The sequence below is a fragment of the Pseudomonas sp. TWR3-1-1 genome, from assembly GCF_049896545.1.
Lineage (GTDB): Bacteria > Pseudomonadota > Gammaproteobacteria > Pseudomonadales > Pseudomonadaceae > Aquipseudomonas > Aquipseudomonas weihenstephanensis.
The window spans coordinates 624,610-648,073 of sequence record NZ_JAFCUO010000001.1 but is presented as its reverse complement, the minus strand read 5'-3'; the positions used below and the strand labels follow the sequence as shown (position 1 = coordinate 648,073).

18 protein-coding genes and 3 tRNA genes are annotated in these 23,464 nt (G+C 57.4%); 14 read left to right on the top strand and 7 right to left on the bottom strand.

All coding sequences use genetic code 11. From position 1 onward, the window contains the following. Positions 1-339: 339 nt before the first annotated feature. The 4 genes from groL to ACP7A4_RS03085 all read right to left on the bottom strand — a co-directional run bounded on the left by groL (position 340) and on the right by ACP7A4_RS03085 (position 3,840). On the bottom strand, positions 340-1,983 hold the full coding sequence (gene groL / locus ACP7A4_RS03100; protein ID WP_048362806.1) for a chaperonin GroEL: 1,644 nt from the start codon (positions 1,981-1,983) through the stop codon (positions 340-342). A gap of 49 nt (positions 1,984-2,032) precedes the next feature. Beyond that, positions 2,033-2,326 (bottom strand): co-chaperone GroES, encoded by a 294-nt coding sequence (locus ACP7A4_RS03095; protein WP_016779794.1) that lies wholly within the window; start codon positions 2,324-2,326, stop codon positions 2,033-2,035. A gap of 243 nt (positions 2,327-2,569) precedes the next feature. Further along, positions 2,570-3,043, bottom strand: a complete 474-nt coding sequence (locus tag ACP7A4_RS03090; protein WP_059761561.1) for an FxsA family protein — start codon at positions 3,041-3,043, stop codon at positions 2,570-2,572. Between the two features lie 71 nt (positions 3,044-3,114). After that, the gene (locus ACP7A4_RS03085) at positions 3,115-3,840 is read right to left on the bottom strand and encodes a HugZ family protein (RefSeq protein ID WP_059761562.1); all 726 of its coding nucleotides are present in this window, start codon (positions 3,838-3,840) and stop codon (positions 3,115-3,117) included. A gap of 156 nt (positions 3,841-3,996) precedes the next feature. Between ACP7A4_RS03085 and ACP7A4_RS03080 the strand changes: the two genes are divergently transcribed. After that, positions 3,997-4,755 (top strand): SDR family oxidoreductase, encoded by a 759-nt coding sequence (locus tag ACP7A4_RS03080; protein ID WP_426245472.1) that lies wholly within the window; start codon positions 3,997-3,999, stop codon positions 4,753-4,755. Between the two features lie 940 nt (positions 4,756-5,695). On the opposite strand, the gene ACP7A4_RS03075 is transcribed toward ACP7A4_RS03080, so the two are convergent. After that, complete coding sequence (locus tag ACP7A4_RS03075; RefSeq protein WP_059761564.1) at positions 5,696-6,709, bottom strand: DUF481 domain-containing protein; 1,014 nt, start codon at positions 6,707-6,709, stop codon at positions 5,696-5,698. A gap of 165 nt (positions 6,710-6,874) precedes the next feature. On the opposite strand from ACP7A4_RS03075, the gene ACP7A4_RS03070 reads away from it, so the two are divergent. The 4 genes from ACP7A4_RS03070 to ACP7A4_RS03055 all read left to right on the top strand — a co-directional run bounded on the left by ACP7A4_RS03070 (position 6,875) and on the right by ACP7A4_RS03055 (position 11,605). After that, positions 6,875-7,228, top strand: coding sequence for an MGMT family protein (locus tag ACP7A4_RS03070; protein WP_059761565.1), 354 nt, complete (start codon positions 6,875-6,877; stop codon positions 7,226-7,228). A 42-nt stretch (positions 7,229-7,270) separates the two neighbouring features. Further along, positions 7,271-8,815: an AmpG family muropeptide MFS transporter gene (locus ACP7A4_RS03065; protein WP_059761566.1), complete on the top strand. Its 1,545-nt coding sequence runs from the start codon at positions 7,271-7,273 to the stop codon at positions 8,813-8,815. A 103-nt stretch (positions 8,816-8,918) separates the two neighbouring features. Beyond that, positions 8,919-10,634 (top strand): proline--tRNA ligase, encoded by a 1,716-nt coding sequence (locus ACP7A4_RS03060; protein WP_048362799.1) that lies wholly within the window; start codon positions 8,919-8,921, stop codon positions 10,632-10,634. Positions 10,635-10,651: 17 nt separating this feature from the next. Next, positions 10,652-11,605 (top strand): hypothetical protein, encoded by a 954-nt coding sequence (locus ACP7A4_RS03055; protein WP_048362798.1) that lies wholly within the window; start codon positions 10,652-10,654, stop codon positions 11,603-11,605. A gap of 37 nt (positions 11,606-11,642) precedes the next feature. On the opposite strand, the gene dinB is transcribed toward ACP7A4_RS03055, so the two are convergent. Further along, the gene (gene dinB, locus ACP7A4_RS03050) at positions 11,643-12,710 is read right to left on the bottom strand and encodes a DNA polymerase IV (RefSeq protein ID WP_059761568.1); all 1,068 of its coding nucleotides are present in this window, start codon (positions 12,708-12,710) and stop codon (positions 11,643-11,645) included. A gap of 288 nt (positions 12,711-12,998) precedes the next feature. Between dinB and ACP7A4_RS03045 the strand changes: the two genes are divergently transcribed. From ACP7A4_RS03045 to ACP7A4_RS03025, 5 genes are all read left to right on the top strand, one after another. Further along, a tRNA-Met gene (locus ACP7A4_RS03045) sits at positions 12,999-13,075 on the top strand. A gap of 230 nt (positions 13,076-13,305) precedes the next feature. Next, positions 13,306-13,382 (top strand) — tRNA-Met (locus ACP7A4_RS03040). A 147-nt stretch (positions 13,383-13,529) separates the two neighbouring features. Then, a tRNA-Met gene (locus ACP7A4_RS03035) sits at positions 13,530-13,606 on the top strand. Positions 13,607-13,865: 259 nt separating this feature from the next. Further along, positions 13,866-16,508: a bifunctional lysylphosphatidylglycerol flippase/synthetase MprF gene (gene mprF / locus ACP7A4_RS03030; protein WP_059761484.1), complete on the top strand. Its 2,643-nt coding sequence runs from the start codon at positions 13,866-13,868 to the stop codon at positions 16,506-16,508. Further along, positions 16,508-17,788 (top strand): virulence factor family protein, encoded by a 1,281-nt coding sequence (locus ACP7A4_RS03025; RefSeq protein ID WP_203302408.1) that lies wholly within the window; start codon positions 16,508-16,510, stop codon positions 17,786-17,788. The genes mprF and ACP7A4_RS03025 overlap by 1 nt, the downstream gene beginning before the upstream one ends. Positions 17,789-17,952: 164 nt before the next feature. Here ACP7A4_RS03025 and ACP7A4_RS03020 read toward each other — a convergent pair whose 3' ends face one another. After that, the gene (locus tag ACP7A4_RS03020; RefSeq protein ID WP_426245468.1) at positions 17,953-19,854 is read right to left on the bottom strand and encodes a potassium transporter Kup; all 1,902 of its coding nucleotides are present in this window, start codon (positions 19,852-19,854) and stop codon (positions 17,953-17,955) included. A gap of 291 nt (positions 19,855-20,145) precedes the next feature. Between ACP7A4_RS03020 and rimO the strand changes: the two genes are divergently transcribed. The 4 genes from rimO to ACP7A4_RS03000 all read left to right on the top strand — a co-directional run bounded on the left by rimO (position 20,146) and on the right by ACP7A4_RS03000 (position 23,375). Beyond that, positions 20,146-21,483: a 30S ribosomal protein S12 methylthiotransferase RimO gene (rimO, locus tag ACP7A4_RS03015; protein WP_048401048.1), complete on the top strand. Its 1,338-nt coding sequence runs from the start codon at positions 20,146-20,148 to the stop codon at positions 21,481-21,483. A 104-nt stretch (positions 21,484-21,587) separates the two neighbouring features. Then, a complete protein-coding gene (locus ACP7A4_RS03010; RefSeq protein ID WP_426245465.1) occupies positions 21,588-22,073 on the top strand; it encodes a GNAT family N-acetyltransferase in 486 nt (161 codons plus the stop codon). Positions 22,074-22,123: 50 nt separating this feature from the next. Then, the gene (locus ACP7A4_RS03005; RefSeq protein ID WP_048362758.1) at positions 22,124-22,834 is read left to right on the top strand and encodes an rRNA pseudouridine synthase; all 711 of its coding nucleotides are present in this window, start codon (positions 22,124-22,126) and stop codon (positions 22,832-22,834) included. A 76-nt stretch (positions 22,835-22,910) separates the two neighbouring features. Continuing rightward, positions 22,911-23,375: a DUF1456 family protein gene (locus ACP7A4_RS03000; protein ID WP_048362757.1), complete on the top strand. Its 465-nt coding sequence runs from the start codon at positions 22,911-22,913 to the stop codon at positions 23,373-23,375. The last annotated feature ends 89 nt before the right edge of the window (positions 23,376-23,464 follow it).

The following is a 23,464-nucleotide window of genomic DNA, read 5'->3' as shown; positions in this document are numbered from 1 at the left end:
GCTCATCAGACCCTGACATTTTTTTCACCTGCGGTTCACAAACGATCGACAGCCGCGCCAGCAGACTTGCGCACGCGCGTGATCGTTTTCGCAGGTCTGCTGGCGCGGCCAGGGCGGCAATGCTTACCAGCCCGAACGGGCCAGTAACGGCCCCTCTCAATTCTTCGCCGCTTCTCGTAACAACGAACTCGATGACCAGCAGTTCTACGCCAGTTTGCTATCACCGCGCGATGGCCTCGCAAGCACATGTGCGCCGGACAACCACCACTAATAGCCGGGCACTAAAAAGCCCCGCCTGATTACTCAGGCGGGGCTTTTGCGTAGCGGGGTAAGGCTGGCTTACATCATGCCGCCCATACCACCCATGCCGCCCATGTCTGGCATACCGCCGCCAGCTGCTTTGTCTTCCTGGATCTCAGCGATCATCGCCTCAGTGGTGATCATCAGGCTGGCAATCGAGGAAGCCGCTTGCAGAGCCGAACGCGTCACTTTAGCCGGGTCAAGAATACCCATTTCAATCATGTCGCCGTATTCGCCAGTGGCAGCGTTGTAACCGTAGTTACCCGAACCCTGCTTCACTTTGTCGACGACTACGCTTGGCTCGTCACCGGAGTTGGCAACGATCTGGCGCAGAGGGGCTTCAACAGCACGACGCAGCAGAGCAATACCTACGTTCTGATCAGCGTTGTCGCCTTTCAGTTCGGAGATAGCCTGCAACGCACGCACCAGTGCCACGCCACCGCCAGGTACCACGCCTTCTTCAACGGCTGCACGGGTTGCGTGCAAGGCGTCTTCAACGCGAGCTTTCTTCTCTTTCATTTCTACTTCAGAACCAGCGCCAACCTTGATCACTGCAACGCCGCCCGACAGCTTGGCCAGACGCTCTTGCAGTTTTTCACGGTCGTAGTCAGAAGTGGTATCAGCCACTTGTGCACGGATCTGAGTTACACGGGCCTGGATGTCCGCGTCAACGCCAGCGCCATCAATGATGGTGGTGTTTTCTTTGGACAGGATCACGCGCTTGGCGTTACCCAGGTGCTCCAGGGTGGTGCTTTCCAGGCTCAGGCCGATCTCTTCGGAGATTACGGTACCGCCTGTCAGAACAGCGATGTCCTGCAACATTGCTTTACGACGATCGCCGAAGCCAGGTGCTTTAACAGCAGCGACTTTAACGATACCGCGCATGTTGTTCACAACCAGAGTCGCCAGGGCTTCGCCTTCAACGTCTTCAGCCACGATCAGCAGTGGGCGGCCGGCTTTTGCAACGGCTTCCAGCACTGGCAGCATTTCGCGGATGTTGGAGATTTTTTTATCAACCAACAGGATCAGCGGGCCGTCCAGCTCAGCCACCATGGTGTCTGGCTTGTTTACGAAGTAAGGGGACAGGTAGCCACGGTCGAACTGCATGCCTTCAACCACAGACAGTTCGTTTTCCAGGCCCGAGCCTTCTTCAACGGTGATCACGCCTTCTTTACCGACTTTTTCCATGGCTTCGGCAATGATGTCGCCGATGGAGCTGTCGGAGTTGGCAGAGATAGTACCTACCTGAGCGATAGCCTTGCTGTCAGCGCATGGCTTGGCCAGCTGACGCAGTTCTTTAACAATAGCGATGGTCGCTTTGTCGATACCGCGCTTGAGGTCCATCGGGTTCATGCCGGCAGCGACGGCTTTCAGGCCTTCGTTGACGATCGACTGAGCCAGTACGGTTGCAGTGGTAGTGCCGTCACCGGCGTCATCGTTGGCACGGGAGGCAACGTCTTTAACCAACTGCGCGCCCATGTTTTCGAAGCGATCTTTCAGCTCGATTTCTTTGGCAACGGACACGCCGTCCTTGGTGATGGTCGGAGCGCCGAAGCTCTTCTCGATGATCACGTTGCGGCCTTTAGGGCCCAGGGTCGCTTTTACTGCGTCAGCCAGGACGTTTACACCGGCCAACATTTTTTTACGGGCGGAGTCGCCGAATTTAACTTCTTTAGCAGCCATGTTCGTTCTTCCTTAAATACTGTGTAGTAACGGGAAAATGAGCGGGAAATCAGCCTTCGATAACAGCGAGAATCTCGTTCTCAGCCATTACCAACAGGTCTTCGCCGTCTACTTTCACGGTGTTGCTGCCGGAGTACGGGCCAAACACAACCTTGTCACCCACTTTTACGGCCAGCGCGCGCACTTCACCGTTGTCCAGAACGCGACCAGTGCCCACAGCGATGACTTCACCGCTGTTGGCTTTCTCAGCAGCCGAACCCGGCAGAACGATACCGCCAGCGGTTTTCTTTTCTTCTTCGCTGCGACGGATTACGACGCGGTCATGCAGAGGACGAAGCTTCATTGTCGATCTCTCCTAATTGTGGTGTTCATCGGCCGGTTTCATACCGGCTGGGTTTACAAGTCCGGAATTGCCGGGAGTGTTTCGCGAAAGAGTGTTTGCTGTTGCCAGCAAAACCCTGCGGTGTCCGTTACATGAGGGCGCCCTTAGTGATTACAAGGGCCCACGCGTGTTTTTTTTGCGTTTGCACACCGTTAAAAAACAAACACGGCACTCTAGGTGCCGTGTTGAAAACGCTAAGCCGCTTTACTTGTCGCGGTGCTCGAATTCGCCTTCGATCACATTAGGCTCACGGCCTAGAGGCGTGTGCGAACCAGGCCGGGTCGGCACATCAAATTCATCGGCGAAAGCACGCTGACGGATGGCCTGTTCTTGCGCACGTTTACGCAGACGATTCACCAACAGGCTGCGCACGGGCGGCAGCAGCAACAGCAAACCGGCAACATCGCTGATAAAACCTGGAAGCACCAGCAAACCGCCACCCAATGCCATCATCAGACCGTGAAGCATTTGTTCGGCGGGCAACTCACCGCGGTTCAAGCTTTCACGCGCACTGAGCGCAGTCGCCAAACCTGCCACACGCACGACGAGAACGCCCAGCATGGAGCCAGCAATGATCAGCAGCAACGCGGGGAAGAACCCGATAGCGGTGCTGACCTTGAAAAAGACGTACAGCTCTAGCACTGGAAACAACAGAAAGAGCAATAGAAAAGCGCGCATCAAATGATTCCTCTCCGGAAGAATATCTTCCAACCCCTCTTAGATGACGGCGCTTGGCGCTGAATTCAAGGTCAGGCTGGCTGTTTTTTCGGCCACTGGCTCGCACGCGCCAGAAAGACCAGAGCCTCGCGGGCCTGTGTAGGGTTGTTACACACCTCTGGAAAGCCTAGCCAATAAAGGCCGTCGCCGATGCGCAAATGCATGCCTTCACTGTCAATACCGACCAGCGTGGCGGGCACGGTTTGCGGTAAGCCGGCCAGTTCAACGTAGTGCTGGATCGCATTGGCGTGGTCATCGTTCATGTGCTCGACCATGCGCACTTCAGCTTGACCGGCGAACGGGTTTGCCAACGTAACCTGATCGAGCCAGTGAATCGCGCCAAAACCGCCGATGTAACGATGACGAACGGGCTTGAGCACCCAAAAGTCAAAATCATGGGCCGTGTGGTAGCTCTGCGACTCAGGGAAATAGCGGTAGTAACGCTCGGCAGCCGCTTCAATCGCCTCAGGGTCAGTCAACTGCTCGGCTTCAGCCAGGCAGGTAAGGCGACCCACCGCCTGCACATCTTCAGCGCCCCGCTCGCCGACCATCAAGGAGCACTTGGGGTCTTTGCGCAGGTTATGGGTGTGCTGGGCAATCCGGCTGATAAGGATCAAGGGCCGCCCTTGCTCGTCCAGGCAATAGGGCACCACCGAGCCAAACGGGAAGCCCGGCATCGCCTTGGACTGGGTGGCCAGCGCTCCACGGTATTCCTTGAGCAGTAATTCTCGGGCATGCTTGACGGCTTCAACGCTCAACTTATGACTCCTTATAAAAACTCCGTCAAAAACGGACGAGTTCAGGGCATGCAGTACACCCGCACTCAGGGCTATGTTTGATAGACGACCGCTCCCAAGGCGTTGATCAACGGCTGCGTAAGGAATCACACCGTTCAACTGCTGCCGAGGGCTGTCATGCAACTAAAAGACAAAGTAATCATTATCACTGGCGGTTGCCAAGGGTTAGGTCGTGCCATGGCAGAGTATCTGGCTGGCAAAGGGACAAAACTGGCGTTGATTGACCTCAACCCCGAGAAGCTCGAATTGGCTGTGGCGGCCTGTCAGGCCCACGGCGTCGAGGCCCGTGCATACCTGTGCAACGTGGCGGATGAAGAACAAGTCATACAAACCGTGTCACAAATTGCTGAGGACTTTGGTGCGATCAACGGCCTCATCAACAATGCCGGCATCCTGCGTGACAGCCTGTTGCTCAAGGTCAAAGATGGCGTCATGAGCAAAATGAGCCTGGCGCAATGGCAAGCGGTGATCGACGTAAACCTGACCGGTGTTTTTCTGTGCACCCGTGAAGTGGCGGCCAAGATGGTCGAGCTGAGCAATCAGGGCGCGATCATCAACATCTCATCCATTTCGCGGGCCGGTAATGTGGGTCAAACCAACTACTCTGCCGCCAAAGCAGGGGTTGCTGCCGCCACCGTGACCTGGGCCAAAGAACTGGCGCGCTATGGCATCCGCGTGGCGGGTATTGCTCCGGGGTTTATTGAGACAGAAATGACCTTGGGCATGAAGCCCGAAGCGCTGGAAAAAATGACGGCATTTATTCCGCTTAAGCGCATGGGCAACGTTGAAGAAATTGCCCATTCGGCGGCCTACATCTTTGAAAACGACTACTACACCGGCCGGATTCTTGAGCTGGATGGCGGGTTACGGATTTAACCCGCAGGGGACACCGCACCGGTAAGTGAGGCGCGTACTGCGGTAGGGCTGACGTTCAAGGTTGGAGGGGTTTTTGCGACGGCTTCGCCGCCGGACGCAGCCTCGCGCTGCTCGTCAGCGGCTACAGGGTGCTCTGTGCTCTTTTGCTGTCGAGGTGCGAAGCAGCCTCAATGCGAACAGCTGATGTTTCGCGCTGGTTGGGTTTGCGACGGCTTCGCCGCCGAACGCAGCCTCGCGCTGCTCGTCAGCGGCTACAGGGTGCTCAGTGCTCTTTAGCTGTCGAGGTGTGAAGCAGCCTCAATTCGAACAGCTGCTGTTCCGGCCTGGAGGGGTTTTTGCGACGGCTTCGCCGCCGGACGCAGCCTCGCGCTGCTCGTCAGCGGCTACAGGGTGATCAGTGCTCTTTTGCTGTCGAGGTGTGAAGCAGCCTCAATTCGAACAGATGATGTTCCGCGTAGGTTGGGTTTGCGACGGCTTCGCCGCCGGACGCAGCCTCGCGCTGCTCGTCAGCGGCTACAGGGTGCTCTGTGCTCTTTTGCTGTCAAGGTGTGAAGCAGCCTCAATTCGAACAGCTGATGTTTCGCGCTGGTTGGTTTTGCGACGGCTTCGCCGCCGGACGCAGCCTCGCGCTGCTCGTCAGCGGCTACAGGGTGCTCTGTGCTCTGTAGCTGTCGAGGTGTGAAGCAGCCTCAATTCGAACAGCTGATGTTCAGGCCTGGAGGGGTTTGCGACGGCTTCGCCGCCGGACGCAGCCTCGCGCTGCTCGTCAGCGGCTACAGGGTGCTCTGTGCTCTTTTGCTGTCGAGGTGTGAAGCAGCCTCAATTCGAACAGCTTATTTTCCGGCCTAGAGAGGTTTGCGACGGCTTCGCCGCCGGACGCAGCCTCGCGTTGCTCGTCAGCGGCTACAGGGTGATCAGTGCTCTTTAGCTGTCGAGGCCATTACCAGGTCACACCAAAGCCTGCGGTGTAGCGGGTTTTGTTGAGGGTGTTGTCACTGCCGCTGCCGCCACCAATCAGGTCTTTCTCTGCCTTGAGGTTGAGCGATGCCCATTCGGTGACTTTGTAGCGCAGGCCGATCTCGGCATCCAGGCTGTAATCCGCAGCACTGCCCAGCGGTTTACCCAACTCGCCATTGGTGAAGAGCGAAACCGTTTTACCCAACAAGTAACGGTTGTAATCCCACTTCATGGCCAAAGAGTAGAAATTGTCTTTTTTGCCATCCGAGTATTCGTAATCGGTACGGTTGAGCAAAGAACCCAAGGAAAACGAACCCAACTCATCATCCCAAAACTGGTAACCGGGACCGGTACCCACAGTGCGCTGGCGGGAGACGTCTTCTACTTTGTCGCGCTTGTAGGTCAAACGGCCCTGCCAATACCACTTTTCATCAATAAAGTGGTCGAGCGCGTATTCGGCGCTCCAGTTGTCTGTGGTCACAACGTCGTTCTGGAACTCGCGGTTGTATTCGCCTTCAGCATGGTGACGCCAAGACCCGTGACGCGCCGTGGTTTTGAAATCGATGTCGTAATCGTCGGTGTCTTTGTCTGCACGCTTGTAGTCCAGCGCCACATCTACATTGCCCTTCCAGACCAGGTCTTCAATCACCGGCTTGGGCTTGAGTATTTGCTGAATGCTCGCCAGCTCTACCGTTTTAGGCGCTTCGCCGTTGGCCAGAATAACCTTGCCGTCTTCAGCGGCTTTGAGTGACTTGGCCTTTTCGCCTGCGTAAGCATCTTGCTTGACCAGAAGCTCCTGATCGCTCTCCAGGGTTTTGACTTGCTTCCAGTCAATCGGAATGGCACCCGCATATTCCGTTTGAATGAGCAATTTGCCACCATCAAACACTTTGATTTTGCCGCTCAGGCGGTCACCGTTTTTCAACCAGACCGTATCTGCGAGCAAAGGCGTGGACACATTCAGGACAGCGAGGCATAACAAGGTTCTGGACAACATAAGCAGATGCGAAACTCAGATTTGCGAAAGAATGCCGGCATTATCCCGATGGATACGCCCCAGGCATAGAAAGACCGACTGAAAAGGTTGTAGTTCCTTCATTAGTCCAATTGACAGAAATGTCTTCATTTACATTTATAGGCAAAAAACATTAAGGCACTTGCGGTGAATTCAGACTCTTGCGCCACTCAAACAGCCGCCGAGATTCGTCGTGAGGCGCTGTACTCCACATTGATGCAGGTCCCTGCCGGTTACGTTGTGACTTACGGCCAACTCGCCGAGCTGGCAGGCCTGGGCCGGGCCGCTCGCTGGGTGGGACGCACTCTCAGCCAACTGCCCGAAGGCTCGCGACTGCCTTGGCACCGCGTGCTGGCCGCTGGAGGACGTATCAGTTTGCCAGCAGGCAGCCCGTCGGGGGACGAGCAACGTGCGCGCCTGCGCACTGAGGGCTTGAGCATTATGAATAATCGTGTGGATATCCAGCGTCATGGCTGGCGCCCGATAGAGCACTGCGGTTAGAGTGCGCCCTTTGTTTCCGTAACCTGAGGCAGACTCCAGCCCATGCCCCGTAAAACCTGGCGCGCCGCGCTCGCTGCCTATGCCAGCCCCTCGACTCTTGTGCTGTTGTTGCTCGGTTTTGCCGCCGGCTTGCCGTACATGCTGGTGTTCTCAACCCTTTCCGTGTGGTTGCGAGAAGCCGGTGTGGCCCGCGAAACCATCGGCTATGCCAGCCTGATTGGTTTGGCTTACGCCTTTAAATGGGTGTGGTCACCGCTGCTCGACCAGTGGCGCCTGCCTTTGCTCGGCAAACTGGGACGGCGGCGTTCATGGCTTGTGCTGTCGCAATCGCTGGTGATCCTGGGCCTGATCGGCATGGGCTTCTGTGATCCGCAAAAACACCTTTCGTGGCTGATTGCCATCGCGGTGATTGTGTCATTTGCCTCGGCAACCCAAGACATCGCCGTGGACGCCTATCGCCTGGAGATTGCAGAAGACAGCCGCCAGGCCGCTCTCGCCGCCAGTTACATGTCCGGCTATCGCGTGGCCGCGTTACTGGCCACCGCGGGCGCACTGTTTTTTGCCGAAGGCTTCGGCTCAACCGGCTTTAACTACAAACACTCGGCCTGGACAGGCACCTACGTGCTGTTTGGGTTGCTGATGGTCCCAGCCCTGCTGACCACTTTCTTTATGCGCGAACCCCCGGTGCCTTTGCGCACCCAATTGTCCGCCGGGCGTTACAGTTTCGGCCATCAGCTGGCGTCGGTTTTTGTGCTGATTGTGCTGCTGGTGTCGGTGCCCGCGATGTTTACGCAGCTCTACAACACCGACTTTGCGGGCGTCATGTTTGGGGACCTGAGCCCCACTGACCTGCTGCTCGAAGACCGCGCATTCTTGCGAGCGATTCTGTACACCCTGCTGACGGTGCTGTGTTTGTCGTCAATTGGACGACGCGGGCTGGCGCCTGTACTGACGCCAGTCAACGATTTTATCGTGCGCTATCGCTGGCAAGCCCTGCTGCTGCTCGGGCTGATTGCCACCTACCGCATGTCGGACACGGTAATGGGCGTGATGGCCAACGTGTTCTATATCGACCAAGGTTTCACCAAAGATCAAATCGCCGGCGTCAGCAAGATTTTTGGCCTGATCATGACCCTGGTCGGTGCTGGCATGGGCGGCTTGCTGATTGTGCGCTTTGGCATTTTGCCGATTCTGCTGATTGGCGGCGCGGCGTCGGCAGGGACGAACCTGCTGTTTATGCTGCTGGCGGATATGGGGCCGAATCTGCAGATGCTGATTGTCACGATTTCACTCGACAATTTCAGCTCGGGCCTCGCCACTTCAGCGTTCGTGGCCTACCTGTCGAGCCTGACCAACCTGAAGTTCTCGGCCACGCAATACGCCCTGCTCAGCTCGATCATGTTATTGCTCCCGCGCTTGATGGGCGGCTATTCGGGTGTGATGGTCGAAAAGTTTGGCTACCACACCTTCTTCATCATTACGGCCGTCATGGGCATACCAACGCTGCTGCTGATTAGCCTGCACTGGTATCAAGAGAGCCGTCGCGCTCGCTTGAATCCCCCCGTCGACCTCGAAAAAACCCCGTAAACACGAGGGGGAGCCTAGCTCCCCCGCCTGGCCTGTACGCAAGCACCTCTCGCCCGTACAATGCCCAGTCATTTCTAGTCATCAGCAACGGCACCGGCTAACCATGCGCACCAGTCAATATTTGCTCGCCACACAAAAAGAAACGCCATCGGACGCGGTCGTTATCAGCCATCAGCTGATGCTGCGCGCCGGCATGATTCGCAAACTGGCTTCGGGGCTGTACACCTGGCTGCCGATGGGCCTGCGCATCATGCGCAAGGCCGAAGCCATTGTTCGCGAAGAAATGAACGCTGCCGGTGCTCTGGAAGTGCTGATGCCGAGCATTCAACCGGCTGAGCTGTGGCAGGAGTCCGGTCGCTGGGAAGAGTACGGCCCTGAGCTGTTGCGCCTTAAAGATCGCCACGGTCGCGAATTCTGCGTGGGGCCGACCCACGAAGAAGTCATTACTGACCTGTGCCGCAACGAGTTGAACAGCTACAAACAGCTGCCTATCAACCTGTATCAGATCCAGACCAAATTCCGTGATGAGATCCGCCCACGCTTCGGCTTGATGCGCGGCCGCGAATTCATCATGAAGGACGCTTACTCCTTCCACGCTGACGAAGCGTCGTTGCAAGTCACTTATGACCGCATGCATCAGGCGTACTGCAACGTGTTTACACGCCTGGGCCTCAATTTCCGCCCGGTTGAAGCCGACAACGGCTCTATCGGTGGTGCCGGTTCCCACGAGTTCCACGTCTTGGCCGAGTCAGGCGAAGACGACATTGTTTTCAGCAACGGTTCGAGCTACGCGGCCAACATTGAAAAAGCCGAAGCCGTACCCACCGAGACCTCGCGCCCTGCTCCTGCACTGGAGCTGCGCCTGGTGGACACTCCAGACGCCAAAACCATCGTGCAATTGGTCGAAGGCTACGACCTGCCGATCGAGAAAACCGTCAAGACCCTGATCGTTCACGCTGCCGAAGAAGGCAAGCTGATCGCCCTGGTCATCCGTGGCGACCACGAGCTGAACGAAATCAAAGCCTCCAACCACCCGCTCGTGGCCAGCCCGCTGGTCATGGCCGGTGACGCTGAACTGCGCGAGGCCATTGGTGCCGGTGCAGGTTCTTTGGGCCCGCTGAACTTGCCATTGCCGTGCATCATTGACCGCTCGGTCGAGCTGATGAGCGACTTTGCCGTTGGCGCCAACATCGACGACAAGCATTATTTCGGCGTGAACTGGGAACGTGACCTGCCCGTCCCTACCGTTGCCGACCTGCGCAACGTGGTGGCTGGCGACCCTAGCCCGGACGGCAAAGGCACGCTGGAAATCAAGCGCGGCATCGAAGTCGGTCACATCTTCCAGCTGGGTACCAAGTACAGCGAAGCCATGAAGTGCCAGGTGCTGGGTGAGAACGGCAAGCCGGTCACGCTGAGCATGGGCTGCTACGGCATCGGTGTTTCGCGCGTGGTGGCAGCCGCCATCGAGCAGAACAACGACGAGCGCGGCATTATCTGGAGCGATGCTCTGGCACCTTTCCAGGTTGCCTTGGTACCCCTGCGCTACGAAACCGAAGCGGTACGTGAAGCCACAGATGCCCTGTATGCCCAACTGACCGCCGCAGGCTTTGAAGTGCTGCTGGATGATCGCGACAAGAAAACCAGCCCGGGCATCAAGTTCGCGGACATGGAACTGATCGGCATCCCGCACCGCATCGTGGTCAGCGACCGTGGCCTGGCCGAAGGCAACCTTGAGTACAAGAGCCGCACCGAAGCAGAGCCGCAAGCCCTGCCTGTCGCTGACGTCCTCGCATTCCTTCAGGCGCGTATCCGTCGCTGAACCCAGATAGAGACGCCATGTTCAATCGAAGTACCTTAACCCTCGGGGGCGCCGCCATGTGCGGCGCCCTGCTGTTGAGCGGCTGTGCCAATCACATGTCGCAACGCAGCGAGCACGAGGAGCGCATTGAGCGCAAATTGCTCTCCCACAGCTTACAAATCGATGTGGGCTCACCGTCTGTGCTTGAGCTGCCGCAACGCCGTGTGCGCATCAATGAACAAAAGACCTTTGAGGTCACTGAGTTCGATGTTACCCGGCGCTATGACCGCTACACCCCCTACCAACCCTGGCGAGAAATCTACGAGGTACCACTGGGGGCTGTAGCGGTTGTGGCAGGTGTGGGCGCCAATGTGCTGAACATCTTCATGTTTGGGCAACTGCCAGACAGTGTCACCAGAGACTGGCTCAGCTATGGCGTCGACGGCCTGAACCCGGCCATGAACGTGCAATCCAACGGCCGTGCGCAGCAGAACCTGGCAGGCATTGAAGACGTTCAGCGCGAATCGCGCCTGGAATATTCCAGCCTGCCGTGGGCCGAGCGTCCCGTGGTGGTGACCGCAGGCACCCAACACCATGAGCTGACCACTGACCGTAATGGCGTGCTGCGCCTCAATTTGCTGGACAGCCCGTTTGCCGAACAAGACCTCAATCACGTCGGCAAGCTGACAATCACCGTAGAAGACGCGCAGGACGAAACCCATTCGGATTCAACCCTGTCGGTAAGCAGCAACCTGCGAGGCAAACTGCTGGAAGCGCACAACCTGATTTACGACGACCTGGAGGGTGATGACGTCAGCCAATGGGTGCATCGGGTTAAACGCTTGTCTGAACTGGGGCTGGAAGAAGAAGCCAGCGAGCTGGAGCAGAGCTTGATCGAACTCACGCGTAATGATCCTGAATTACAGCGCGAATTCCTTCAGTCCTTGACCAAAAACGCCGGGCGCCTGGTGGCAGATCCGGGGGTTAGCTGACATAAAAGCCATCCGTAGCGGCCGCCCAAGGCTGCGGCTACGGGCGTGCGCTGAACAGCTCCAATTGCTCAAATCCGGTGCTCAAATCCTGTAAACGCACCCCCAGCCCGAGCAATCGAACGGGCTTGGCGCCTCGTGCGAACGCCTGACTCATCAGGCTTTGATAGCTTTCCACGTCCCGCCCTGCACCCGACTGCTCAAGAGTGGTTTGGGTGAAGTCATGAAACTTCACTTTGACGAACGGTTTGCCCGGGCGATAACTGGCATCGAGCCGACTGATGCGCCCATTGAGGGTATCGAGCAGTTCAGGGATTTTTTCCAGGCATGCGGCAAGGTCCGGCAAGTCCACATCGTAGGTGTTTTCGACACTGACCGACTGACGACGACTGTCGCTGTGCACCAAGCGCTCATCAATCCCCCGCGCCAATCCCCAAAGTCGCTCACCGAAACTGCCGAATTCACGCACCAACGCCAATTTTTTCCAGTCGCGCAAATCAAGGCAGGTTTCAATCCCCAGTCGCGCCAGTTTGTCAGCCGTGACTTTGCCCACCCCATGCAACTTGTTTACCGGCAGTGCCGATACAAAATCGTCCACTTGGTCAGGGGTGATGACGAACAAACCATTGGGCTTGCGCCAGTCACTGGCAATTTTGGCCAGGAATTTGTTTGGCGCCACGCCCGCAGAGACGGTGATATGCAACTGATTAGAGACCCGGCGCCGAATATCTTGCGCGATACGCGTTGCACTGCCTGCAAAATGCGGGCTATCGGAGACATCCAGATAAGCTTCGTCCAGCGACAGCGGCTCAATCAGCTCGGTGTAATCACGCAAGATGCCGTGTATTTCCCTGGACGCCTCTTTATAAGCCTCCATGCGACCGTGGACAATCACCAGGTCCGGGCACAGCTTAAGGGCATGCCGGGATGACATCGCCGAGCGCACGCCGTAAGCCCGCGCTTCATAGTTACAGGTAGAGATCACGCCGCGTCGATCGGCCGAGCCGCCGACCGCCATAGGCTTGTTGGCCAGGCTCGGATCATCACGCATCTCGATGGCGGCATAGAAACAGTCACAGTCGACGTGGATGATTTTTCGCTGCGTCATGTAGGCCGGCGTTCTTTCCGAGGTGAAGTAAAGCGGATCGCTAGTATGTCACCCTGAACTGTATATAGCACCAGTAGTCTTAATACTCCCCGACCAGCGTGGGAATTTTCACGCTTAATTTATTTTTCTAATCGGAATCACACCCCTAATAGAACCTAAGCCCTTGCGCTGCGGGCTCTGTGACGCTTTTTATAGCTGCATTTATCAGCTAACCGATTGAACCAAAAGGTTTTTCCGTAAATTAACGTTTGACAGCAAAGCCTATCGCTGTAGAATCCACCCCACAGACGCGGGATGGAGCAGTCTGGTAGCTCGTCGGGCTCATAACCCGAAGGTCGTCGGTTCAAATCCGGCTCCCGCAACCAAACATCGAAAAAGGCTACTCGAAAGAGTGGCCTTTTTTGTGCGCGCGCGTTTTATGCAATGACACTTGCTGACCCTCATTTGCACTGCCACCCCCATTGCAGCCTGCGGCAGTGACTGGCAAGTCCGCGCCCGGCTTTCAGGTTGAAATCTGCGCATGCGACCTAATTCATTGTTTTTACGTATTAAAGTTTGACACTGCGGCGTATCGCTGTAGAATCCGCCCCACAGACGCGGGATGGAGCAGTCTGGTAGCTCGTCGGGCTCATAACCCGAAGGTCGTCGGTTCAAATCCGGCTCCCGCAACCAAACATCGAAGAAGGCTGCTCGAAAGAGCGGCCTTTTTTGTGCGTGTGTGTTTTTGCTGACCTACCACCTCAACGTTGTTTATTTCGACCGCACGGTCAATTAAGCGTTGACACATCTTCGTTCATCTGTAGAATGCGCCCACACAGACGCGGGATGGAGCAGTCTGGTAGCTCGTCGGGCTCATAACCCGAAGGTCGTCGGTTCAAATCCGGCTCCCGCAACCAAACATCGAAAAAGGCTACTCGAAAGAGTGGCCTTTTTTGTGCGCGCTCGAAAAGTGCCCGGCACGCGTTTATTGACAATAAACGGCATATTTCTGAAAGTTCGTGCAGCTATCCCCTGACGCAGCAACTACCTTCTTTTCACCTCGTCAACCTGAACCTCAGGCAAACAACTGAAAGTATTTCAAAATATTTTAGCCAAAAGGATTGGTAACTTGAGTCGATGCCTCCATCCTATCGCGCACGATCCACGAGGTGATTGATGCCCGATAACTCGCCACTCCCCAAAGACACCGTTACAGCAGCCCACCCGATTGCCGCGACCCGCTTGCGCTGGCTGGATTTGTTGAGCAAGTACCGCCAACCCATCGGGCTGGTGCTCACCTTGCTGCTGTTTGCGATAGCCCTGATTGCATGTCGCCATCTACTCAGCGAACTTGACCTGTACGCACTGCACGACTCCATTCTTGAAGTGCCCAAGCCCGCCCTCTTCGGCGCTGTGGCTGCCACGGCTGTCGGGTTTCTGATCCTGCTCGGGTATGAATGGTCTGCGAGTCGCTACGCGGGGGTCAAACTGCCTCCCAAAACTTTGGCTCTTGGCGGCTTCACAGCTTTTGCCATTGGTAACGCCATCGGCCTGTCGCTGCTGTCCGGCGGCTCGGTGCGCTACCGTTTATATGCACGCCACGGTGTCGGCGCCTCGGAAGTGGCACACATGACGCTGTTCGCCAGCCTCTCTTTAGGCTGCGCGTTACCGCCCCTGGCAGCGCTCGCAACATTAAGCAATTTGCCCGCAGCCGCAGCCGCCCTGCACCTTCCCGCCTATTTATTGGGTGCGATTTCTTTCGCGGTGCTGGCACTGTTCGGTTTGTTGGCACTGGGCATTTATCGTCGCCGACTGCCCGAACAACCGATACCGGACAACTTGCTGGTCAAGGCTGGCCGACGCACCCTGCGCCTGCCGAGCCCACGCCTGACGCTCCTGCAACTGGTGATCACCGCCCTGGACGTGGCCGCAGCAGCTACCGTGCTGTATTTGTTACTGCCCGAAGCGCCCCCGTTTGGCGCTTTCATGCTGGTTTACCTGCTGGCGCTGGCTGCAGGCGTGTTGAGTCATGTACCCGGCGGCGTGGGTGTCTTTGAGGCGATATTGCTCGCCGCCTTTGCCGACAAGCTGGGGGCTGCGCCGTTGGCCGCCGCTTTGCTGCTGTACCGCATGATTTACGTGATTCTGCCGCTGCTGGTCGCGTGCCTGATGCTGCTGATCAACGAAGCCCAGCGCCTGATTCAAACCCGCCAAAGTCTGCGCGTCGCTTCGGGCCTTGCCGCCCCGATCCTCGCGGTGCTGGTGTTCATGTCGGGCGTGGTGTTGCTGTTCTCGGGGGCGACTCCTGAAATCGACACCCGCCTTGAACACATCGGCTTTCTTATCCCGCACCGCCTGATTGATGCCTCACACTTTGGCGCCAGCCTGATTGGCGTGCTGTGCCTGTTGCTGGCTCAAGGCTTGCGTCGACGCTTGTCGGCGGCGTGGATGCTGACCACCATTTTGCTGCTGGTGGGTGCCGTGCTGTCGCTGCTCAAGGGCTTTGACTGGGAAGAAGCGTGCATTCTGGCCCTGACCGCCAGCCTGCTGGCGCTGTTTCGCCGCTCGTTCTATCGCCCCAGCCGTTTGACTGAACTGCCCTTCTCTCCCCTGTATCTGGTCGCCAGCCTCTGTGTGCTGGGCGCCTCGATCTGGCTGCTGCTGTTTGCCTATCAGGACGTGCCTTACAGCCATCAGCTGTGGTGGCAATTCACCCTGGATGCCGATGCGCCACGCGGGTTGCGCTCATTGCTGGGCGCCGCCGTGGTGCTGGTGATCGTTTCGCTGACCTGGCTGCTGCGCACCGCCCGGCCCGTCATCCACCTGCCGGATGCCGAGGAACTGGCACGCGCCGAGAAAATCCTCCTGGCGTCCAACCAACCCGACGGCGGCCTGGCCCTGACCGGCGATAAAGCCTTGCTGTTCCACCCGCACGATAACGCTTTTTTGATGTACGCCCGCCGTGGCCGCAGCCTGGTGGCCTTGTACGACCCGATTGGGCCGAACCAGCAACGTGCCGAGTTGATCTGGCAGTTTCGCGACCTGTGCGACACCTATCACGCGCGCCCCGTTTTTTATCAGGTTCGTGCTGAGAACCTGCCGTTCTATATGGACATCGGCCTGACCGCGATCAAGCTGGGCGAAGAAGCCCGCGTCGATTTGCAGCGCTTTGATCTCGACGCCAAAGGCAAAGAGATGAAGGACCTGCGTTACACCTGGAACCGCGGCACTCGTGACGGCCTGTCACTGGAGATTCACGAACCGGGTGAAGCGCCGATGGATGAATTGAAGGTGATTTCCGATGCCTGGCTCACGGGCAAGAACGTGCGCGAAAAAGGCTTCTCGCTGGGACGATTCAGCGAGGACTACATCAAGCATTTTCGTGTGGCGATTATTCGTTTCGAAGGTAAACCGGTGGCGTTCGCCAACTTGCTGGAGACTCACAGCCACGAATTGTCGAGCCTTGACCTGATGCGCGCTCACCCCGATGCGCCGAAGTTGACCATGGAATTCATGATGGTCGGCCTGATTCAGCATTATAAGAAGCACGGATATGCCCGTTTCAGCCTGGGGATGGTGCCGTTGTCCGGCTTGCAACCGCGTCGGGGCGCACCGCTGACCCAGCGTTTGGGGTCGATGTTGTTCCAGCGCGGCGAGCACCTGTACAACTTCCAGGGGTTGCGCCGTTTTAAAGACAAATTCCAGCCTGACTGGGAACCTCGTTATATGGCCGTGCCTGCCGGACTTGATCCGCTGGTCGCACTGGCTGATACCGCCGCCCTGATTGCAGGCGGCTTGACTGGATTGGTGAAACGTTAATGAAACATCGTTCCTGGCGGTTTTTGCTGGTCACTCTGGTGGTGTTGGTCGCGCTGGTGGCAGGCGGCTATTGGGCATGGAACCGCCCCGCTCCTGAGCCCACAATTGAACACATCAGCCAAGCCGACGGCTCGACGCTGACCAAGGTCATCCCGGGCCAGAAAGCCCGCGCCCAAGTGGTCATCGCCGTACCCGCCGAAGAAGCGCTCAACGATAAGCAATTACTGGCGTTGAGCCGCGGCGGCGCAGCTCAGTTGGCGCAGGTCATCCTGCCCAAAGAGGACTGCACCTTGCAGCAGCAAGCGCTGCAAAACGCACTCGCTCAGCTCAAAGGTCCGGCCACGCTGGTCAGTGGCATAGGTCCCGGCGCAACGTTGGCCTGGCGCTGGCTGGCCGGGCAAACCAACGACAAAGCGCAAGCGGTGTCAGTGGGCTTCAAGCTCGAAGAGCCGGGATGCGCCCTGCCCGTGCCAAAGGCGGCTGCCCACGGCAACTGGCTGGTGGCCTGGAACGACAACCCTGACGATCCAAGTGCTGCGTTCGTACGCGATCAAAGCAATGCACAGACCAGCATCAGCGACTACGACATCCATTTGCCGCAAGTGCTGAGCAATGAACTGCGCAAAATCCTGGTGGGCAATGAGAACGGTGGGCTGAGCATGCCGGTGGTCGAAGTCCCGGCCGGTCAGCAAAACAATACCGTGACGCTGTTTTTATCGGGTGATGGCGGCTGGCGTGATCTGGACCGTGACGTGGCCGGTGAAATGGCCAAGATCGGCTACCCGGTGGTGGGTATCGACATGCTGCGCTACTACTGGCAGCACAAAACCCCGGAGCAAAGCGCTACCGACCTGACAGAACTGATGCAGCACTACCGTCAGAAATGGGGCACCCAGCGTTTTGTGCTGGTCGGCTACTCGTTTGGTGCTGATGTGCTGCCTGCCACCTACAACCGTCTACCAGAAGCCGAGCAAAAGCGCGTAGATGCCATTATGTTGCTGGCATTTGCCCGCAGTGGCAGTTTTGAAATCCATGTGGATGGCTGGCTGGGTAAAGCGGGTGCAGAAGCCGACACAGGCGAAGAAATGTCAAAACTGCCGCCAGCCAAAGTCGTGTGTATTTATGGCGAAGAGGAAGTCGACGAAAGCGGCTGTACGGCCAAAACAGCAGTGGGTGAAGGCTTGAAGCTACCGGGCGGCCATCACTTCGACGAGAACTACCCGGCACTGGCGCAACGGCTGGTCGACCTGATCAAGAAACACCAGGCCGTAGCCGAATAACCCGGTGCAAGCGGTGCGCAGACGTCCATGACGGGTGAGTTTACGACGGCTGCGCAACTGCACGCAGCCTCGCATGGCGCGTCATCGGCTACAGGCCTTGAGCACGTCAACCCATGGCGCAACAAAAAGCCCGACCTCTCACAAGGCCGGGCTTTTTTATCAGGCTACATCTCGACCTGGGTTCCCAGCTCGATCACCCGGTTTACCGGCAGCTTGAAGAAGCGCAGGTTGCCGTTGGCGTTTTTGAGCATGAAAGCAAACAGCCCTTCGCGCCAACGCGCCATGCCCACCAGTTTTGAAGGGATCACCGTCTCGCGACTGAGGAAATAGGTCGTGCGCATCGGACTGAAGTCCAGCTCGTCCAGATGGCACAGCTTCAACGCTTGCGGTACATCCGGCTCATCCATAAAACCAAAATGCAGAATCACCCGATAGAAGCCATCACCGTAAGCATCCACCTCAAAGCGTCGCTCAGCGGGCACCCGTGGCGAGTCTTCGTTGACCACCGTCAGCAGCACCACTTGCTCATGCAGGACTTGGTTATGCAGCAGGTTATGCAATAGCGCGTGGGGTACAGCGTCCGGGCGGGCAGTCAAAAACACAGCGGTGCCCTGCACACGGTGCGGCGGTTGCACGCGAATGCTGCTAATAAACAGCGGCAGTGGCAAGGCGCTCTCGTCGAGACGATCAACCAACAACTGTTTACCGCGACGCCAAGTGGTCATCAGTACAAACAGCACAATACCCGCCAACACCGGAAACGCTCCGCCCTGCACGATTTTCGGCACGTTGGCCGCAAAAAACAGGCCATCCACCAGCAGAAAGCCGACCAAAATAGGCATCGTTAAAATCGGTGGCCACTTCCACAGCAACAACATCACCGCCGACACCAAAATACTGGTGATCAGCATGGTGCCGGTCACCGCCACGCCGTAAGCCGATGCCAGCGCGCCCGAGGACTCAAAGCCCAACACCAGCAAAATCACCCCCACCATCAACGACCAGTTCACGGCGCCGATGTAGATTTGGCCCTGTTCGGCGCTGGAAGTGTGCTGGATGTGCATACGCGGGATGTAACCCAACTGGATCGCCTGGCGGGTCAAGGAAAACGCCCCGGAAATTACCGCTTGCGATGCAATCACCGTGGCCAGCGTCGACAGCACCACCAACGGGATCAGCGCCCAACTGGGGGCCAGAAGATAGAACGGGTTACGCGCAGCGCCCGGGTTTTCGAGCAGCAATGCGCCTTGTCCAAAGTAGTTAAGCGCCAGCGCAGGCAACACCAAAATGAACCACGCCCGTGCAATCGGCTTGCGACCAAAGTGCCCCATGTCGGCGTACAACGCCTCGGCCCCGGTCAAGGCCAGGACCACCGCGCCCAAAATGGCCACGCCCATGCCAGGGTGTGACACAAAAAAACGCACGCCCCAAACAGGGTTCAGTGCGTTGAGGACTTCAGGGTGCTGGGTTATCCCGTGAATGCCCAGCCCGCCCAATACCAGAAACCACACCACCATCACCGGGCCAAACAGCTTGCCAATGCTGGCAGTCCCGTGGCGCTGAATCAGAAACAGCAGCACCAGCACCACCAACGCGAGGGGCACTACCCAGTGGTCCAGGCCATCAAACGCCAGCTCAAGCCCTTCAACCGCGGATAGAACCGAGATCGCCGGGGTGATCATGCTGTCACCGTAAAACAACGATGCGCCGATCAACCCCAGAATCACCAGCACCGAACGCAATTTGGGATAAGGCGAAGCGGCTCGGCGAGCCAGCGCGGTCAAGGCCATAATGCCGCCTTCGCCCTGGTTATCGGCGCGCAAGATGAACAGTACGTATTTGATCGACACGACCCAAATCAGCGACCACAGAATCAGCGCCAAAATGCCGAACACACCGTCGTGGTTGACCTGTACCCCATAACCGCCGGAAAACACCTCTTTGAGGGTGTACAACGGGCTGGTACCAATGTCGCCGTAAACCACCCCGACCGCCGCAACCAGCATCCCAATCGGCTTGGCTTTCGAATGCCCGCCGTCTGCCGCCTGACTACTTGCCTGCCCCATCAACCACTCCTACAACTCTAGACCGCTGTTCTTAATGGCGAGCGCTACGTTTGCTCGGCAGCATGCGCTGATTGTCTGACTGTTATCTACGAAAATTCATAGGTTAGAAACCCTACTTTCGTGACGGCGCGCAGCATAGCGCAGCACTCGTCGTAAATCCCCGCATAACGCTGGTCAAGTGCGTTGACCATAGCTAAAATCACGCACTTTTTTTCATTAGAGGCGCATCAAGCGCCCGTTCGTCGTGCAGCCTTTACGGGCATGTAACGTCACTACATACCGAGGTTCGCCATGTCCACCGTTACCAAGCCTGCCAACCCCAAGGTTGGTTTTGTCTCCCTGGGTTGCCCAAAAGCGTTGGTCGACTCCGAGCGCATCCTCACGCAGCTGCGTATGGAAGGCTACGATGTCGTCTCCACCTATCAGGACGCTGACGTCGTGGTGGTTAACACCTGCGGCTTCATCGACAGCGCCAAAGCTGAATCGCTGGAAGTCATCGGCGAAGCCATCAAGGAAAACGGCAAAGTCATCGTGACTGGCTGCATGGGCGTCGAAGAAGGCAATATCCGCAACGTTCATCCAAGCGTGCTCGCCGTCACCGGCCCGCAGCAGTACGAGCAAGTGGTCAACGCCGTTCACCAAGTGGTGCCACCGCGTCAGGACCACAACCCGCTGATCGACCTCGTGCCGCCTCAAGGCATCAAGCTGACCCCGCGCCATTACGCGTACCTTAAAATCTCCGAAGGCTGTAACCACAGTTGCAGCTTTTGCATCATCCCTTCGATGCGCGGCAAGCTGGTCAGCCGCCCGGTCGGCGACGTGCTTGACGAAGCGCAGCGTCTGGTCAAGTCCGGGGTTAAAGAGCTGCTGGTGATTTCCCAAGACACCAGTGCCTATGGCGTTGACGTGAAATACCGTACCGGTTTCTGGAACGGCGCCCCCGTCAAAACCCGTATGACTGAACTGTGCGAAGCCTTGAGCTCGCTGGGTGTATGGGTGCGCCTGCACTACGTTTACCCGTACCCGCACGTTGATGAGCTGATCCCGTTGATGGCCGCCGGCAAAATCCTGCCGTACCTGGACATCCCGTTCCAGCACGCCAGCCCTAAAGTGCTCAAGTCGATGAAACGCCCGGCGTTTGAAGACAAGACCCTGGCGCGGATCAAGAACTGGCGCGTCATCTGCCCGGACCTGATCATCCGCTCGACCTTCATCGTCGGCTTCCCCGGCGAAACCGAAGAAGACTTCCAGTACCTGCTGGACTGGCTGAGCGAAGCGCAACTGGATCGCGTGGGTTGCTTCCAGTATTCGCCCGTAGAAGGCGCACCGGCCAACGATCTGGATCTGGACATCGTGCCCGATGACATCAAGCAGGACCGTTGGGATCGCTTTATGGCGCACCAGCAAGCCATCAGTGCGGCACGTCTGCAAATGAAAATCGGCAAGGACATCGAAGTCCTGATCGATGAAGTGGACGAGCAAGGCGCTGTAGGCCGTTGCTTCTTTGACGCACCGGAAATCGACGGCAACGTGTTTATCGCCACCGACAAAGACATCAAGCCGGGTGACAAGATCATGTGTCGCGTGACCGACGCCGACGAGTATGACCTGTGGGCTGAAGTGATCTAAATCGCCGCACGCTCTGAAAAAGCCCTGCCGCACTCGCGCCAGGGCTTTTTTTACGGCTATGGTTAACCTCATGGTTTAACGACGGGCGTCAGGAGAAAGGCGTAATGGGCCGGGTATGGGTGGTAGAAACACCACAACAGGACGATTTCACAGAGCTGTGCCAGGTTTGGGAAGGCTCCGTGCGGGCAAGCCATGACTTTTTACCTGACCGTTATATCCAAGAACTGCGCGAACTAGTGGCGCACGCCTACCTTAAGGCGGTGAAGCTGATTTGCTGTAAAGACCCGCTCACCGGCCGCATCGTGGGGTTTGCCGGGATCCATGCCGACAAAGTTGAAATGCTGTTCATTGACCCTGAGTACCGAGGGCGTGGCGTAGGTAAAACACTGCTCAGGCATGCCATCGACAACCTCCATGCCGTACAACTCGATGTCAATGTGCAGAACCCGCAAGCCATCGGCTTTTACTTCAAACAAGGATTTGAAGTCATCGGCCGCAGTGAAACAGACGGCATGGGTGAGCCTTATCCACTCCTGCACCTGCGTTATAAACGCACAACACCGGCCCAAGGCAAATGTAGCCGGGCTTAACCGACGCGAGGCGGGTACAATAGCCGCCCAATTACATTACGGCCCTTGTCATGTCTGAACCGATACGTCTCTCCAAACGCCTCATCGAACTCGTCGGCTGCTCGCGCCGTGAGGCCGAACTGTTCATTGAAGGTGGCTGGGTCACGGTAGATGGCGAAGTCATCGACGAACCACAATTCAAGGTCGACAACCAAAAAGTCGAGCTGGACCCTGAAGCCAAGGCCACCGCCCCCGAGCCGGTGACCATCTTGCTGAATGCCCCCGCCGGGCTGGACACTGACAGCGCCATGGCGTTGATCGGCCCGGACACCCTGAGTGAAGAGCACCGTTACGGCAAACGCCCGCTAAAAGGTCACTTCCTGCGCTTGAGCGTTGGCAATGAACTGCAAGCAGGCGCCAGCGGCTTACTGGTGTTCACCCAGGACTGGAAGATCGTGCGCAAGCTGACCGCTGACGCCAACAAGATTGAACAGGAATACGTGGTTGAAGTGTCTGGCGAGATGGCGCCTCACGGCCTCAATCGGCTCAATCACGGCATGACGTACAAAGGCCGTGAGCTGCCTGCCGTCAAAGCCAGTTGGCAGAGTGAAAACCGCCTGCGCTTTGCGATGAAAAACCCGCAGCCGGGGGTTATTGCACTGTTTTGCCAGGCCGTGGGCCTGACGGTTATTTCCACCCGCCGTATTCGTATCGGCGGCGTGTCGATGGGCAAGCTGCCTGTAGGCCAATGGCGCTACATGACGACCAAAGAAAAGTTCTAAACACGGCTTCACCCCGAACATATCGACACCGCAGCACGCCTGCGGTGCTCTCTGCTGAATATCAGGATTACCCACCATGATTCATAACGACGTACTGCGCAGCGTGCGCTACATGCTCGACATCAGCGACAACAAGATGGTCGACATCATCAAACTGGGCGGCTTTGAAGTGTCCAAGGAAGACCTCTTGAACTACCTGAAAAAAGAAGATGAAGAAGGTTATGTCTTCTGCCCGGACGTGGTGATGGCGCATTTCCTGGATGGCCTGGTGATCTTCAAGCGCGGCAAAGACGAAAGCCGTCCTGCGCAACCGATTGAAACGCCAGTGACCAACAACATCATCCTGAAAAAACTGCGCGTGGCCTTCGAGCTGAAAGAAGACGACATGCACGCGATTCTTAAAGCCGCCGAGTTCCCGGTGTCCAAGCCTGAGCTGAGCGCCCTGTTCCGCAAGTTTGGTCACACCAACTACCGCACCTGCGGCGACCAGTTGCTGCGCAACTTCCTCAAAGGCCTGACCCTGCGCGTCCGGCCCGCCTGAGTGCTGCCGTAGTCGTCACTGGCACAGGCCGCGAAAAGATCTGAAGATCTGATGCAACACCTATTTCATGGGCCGCAACCGCAGCCCAT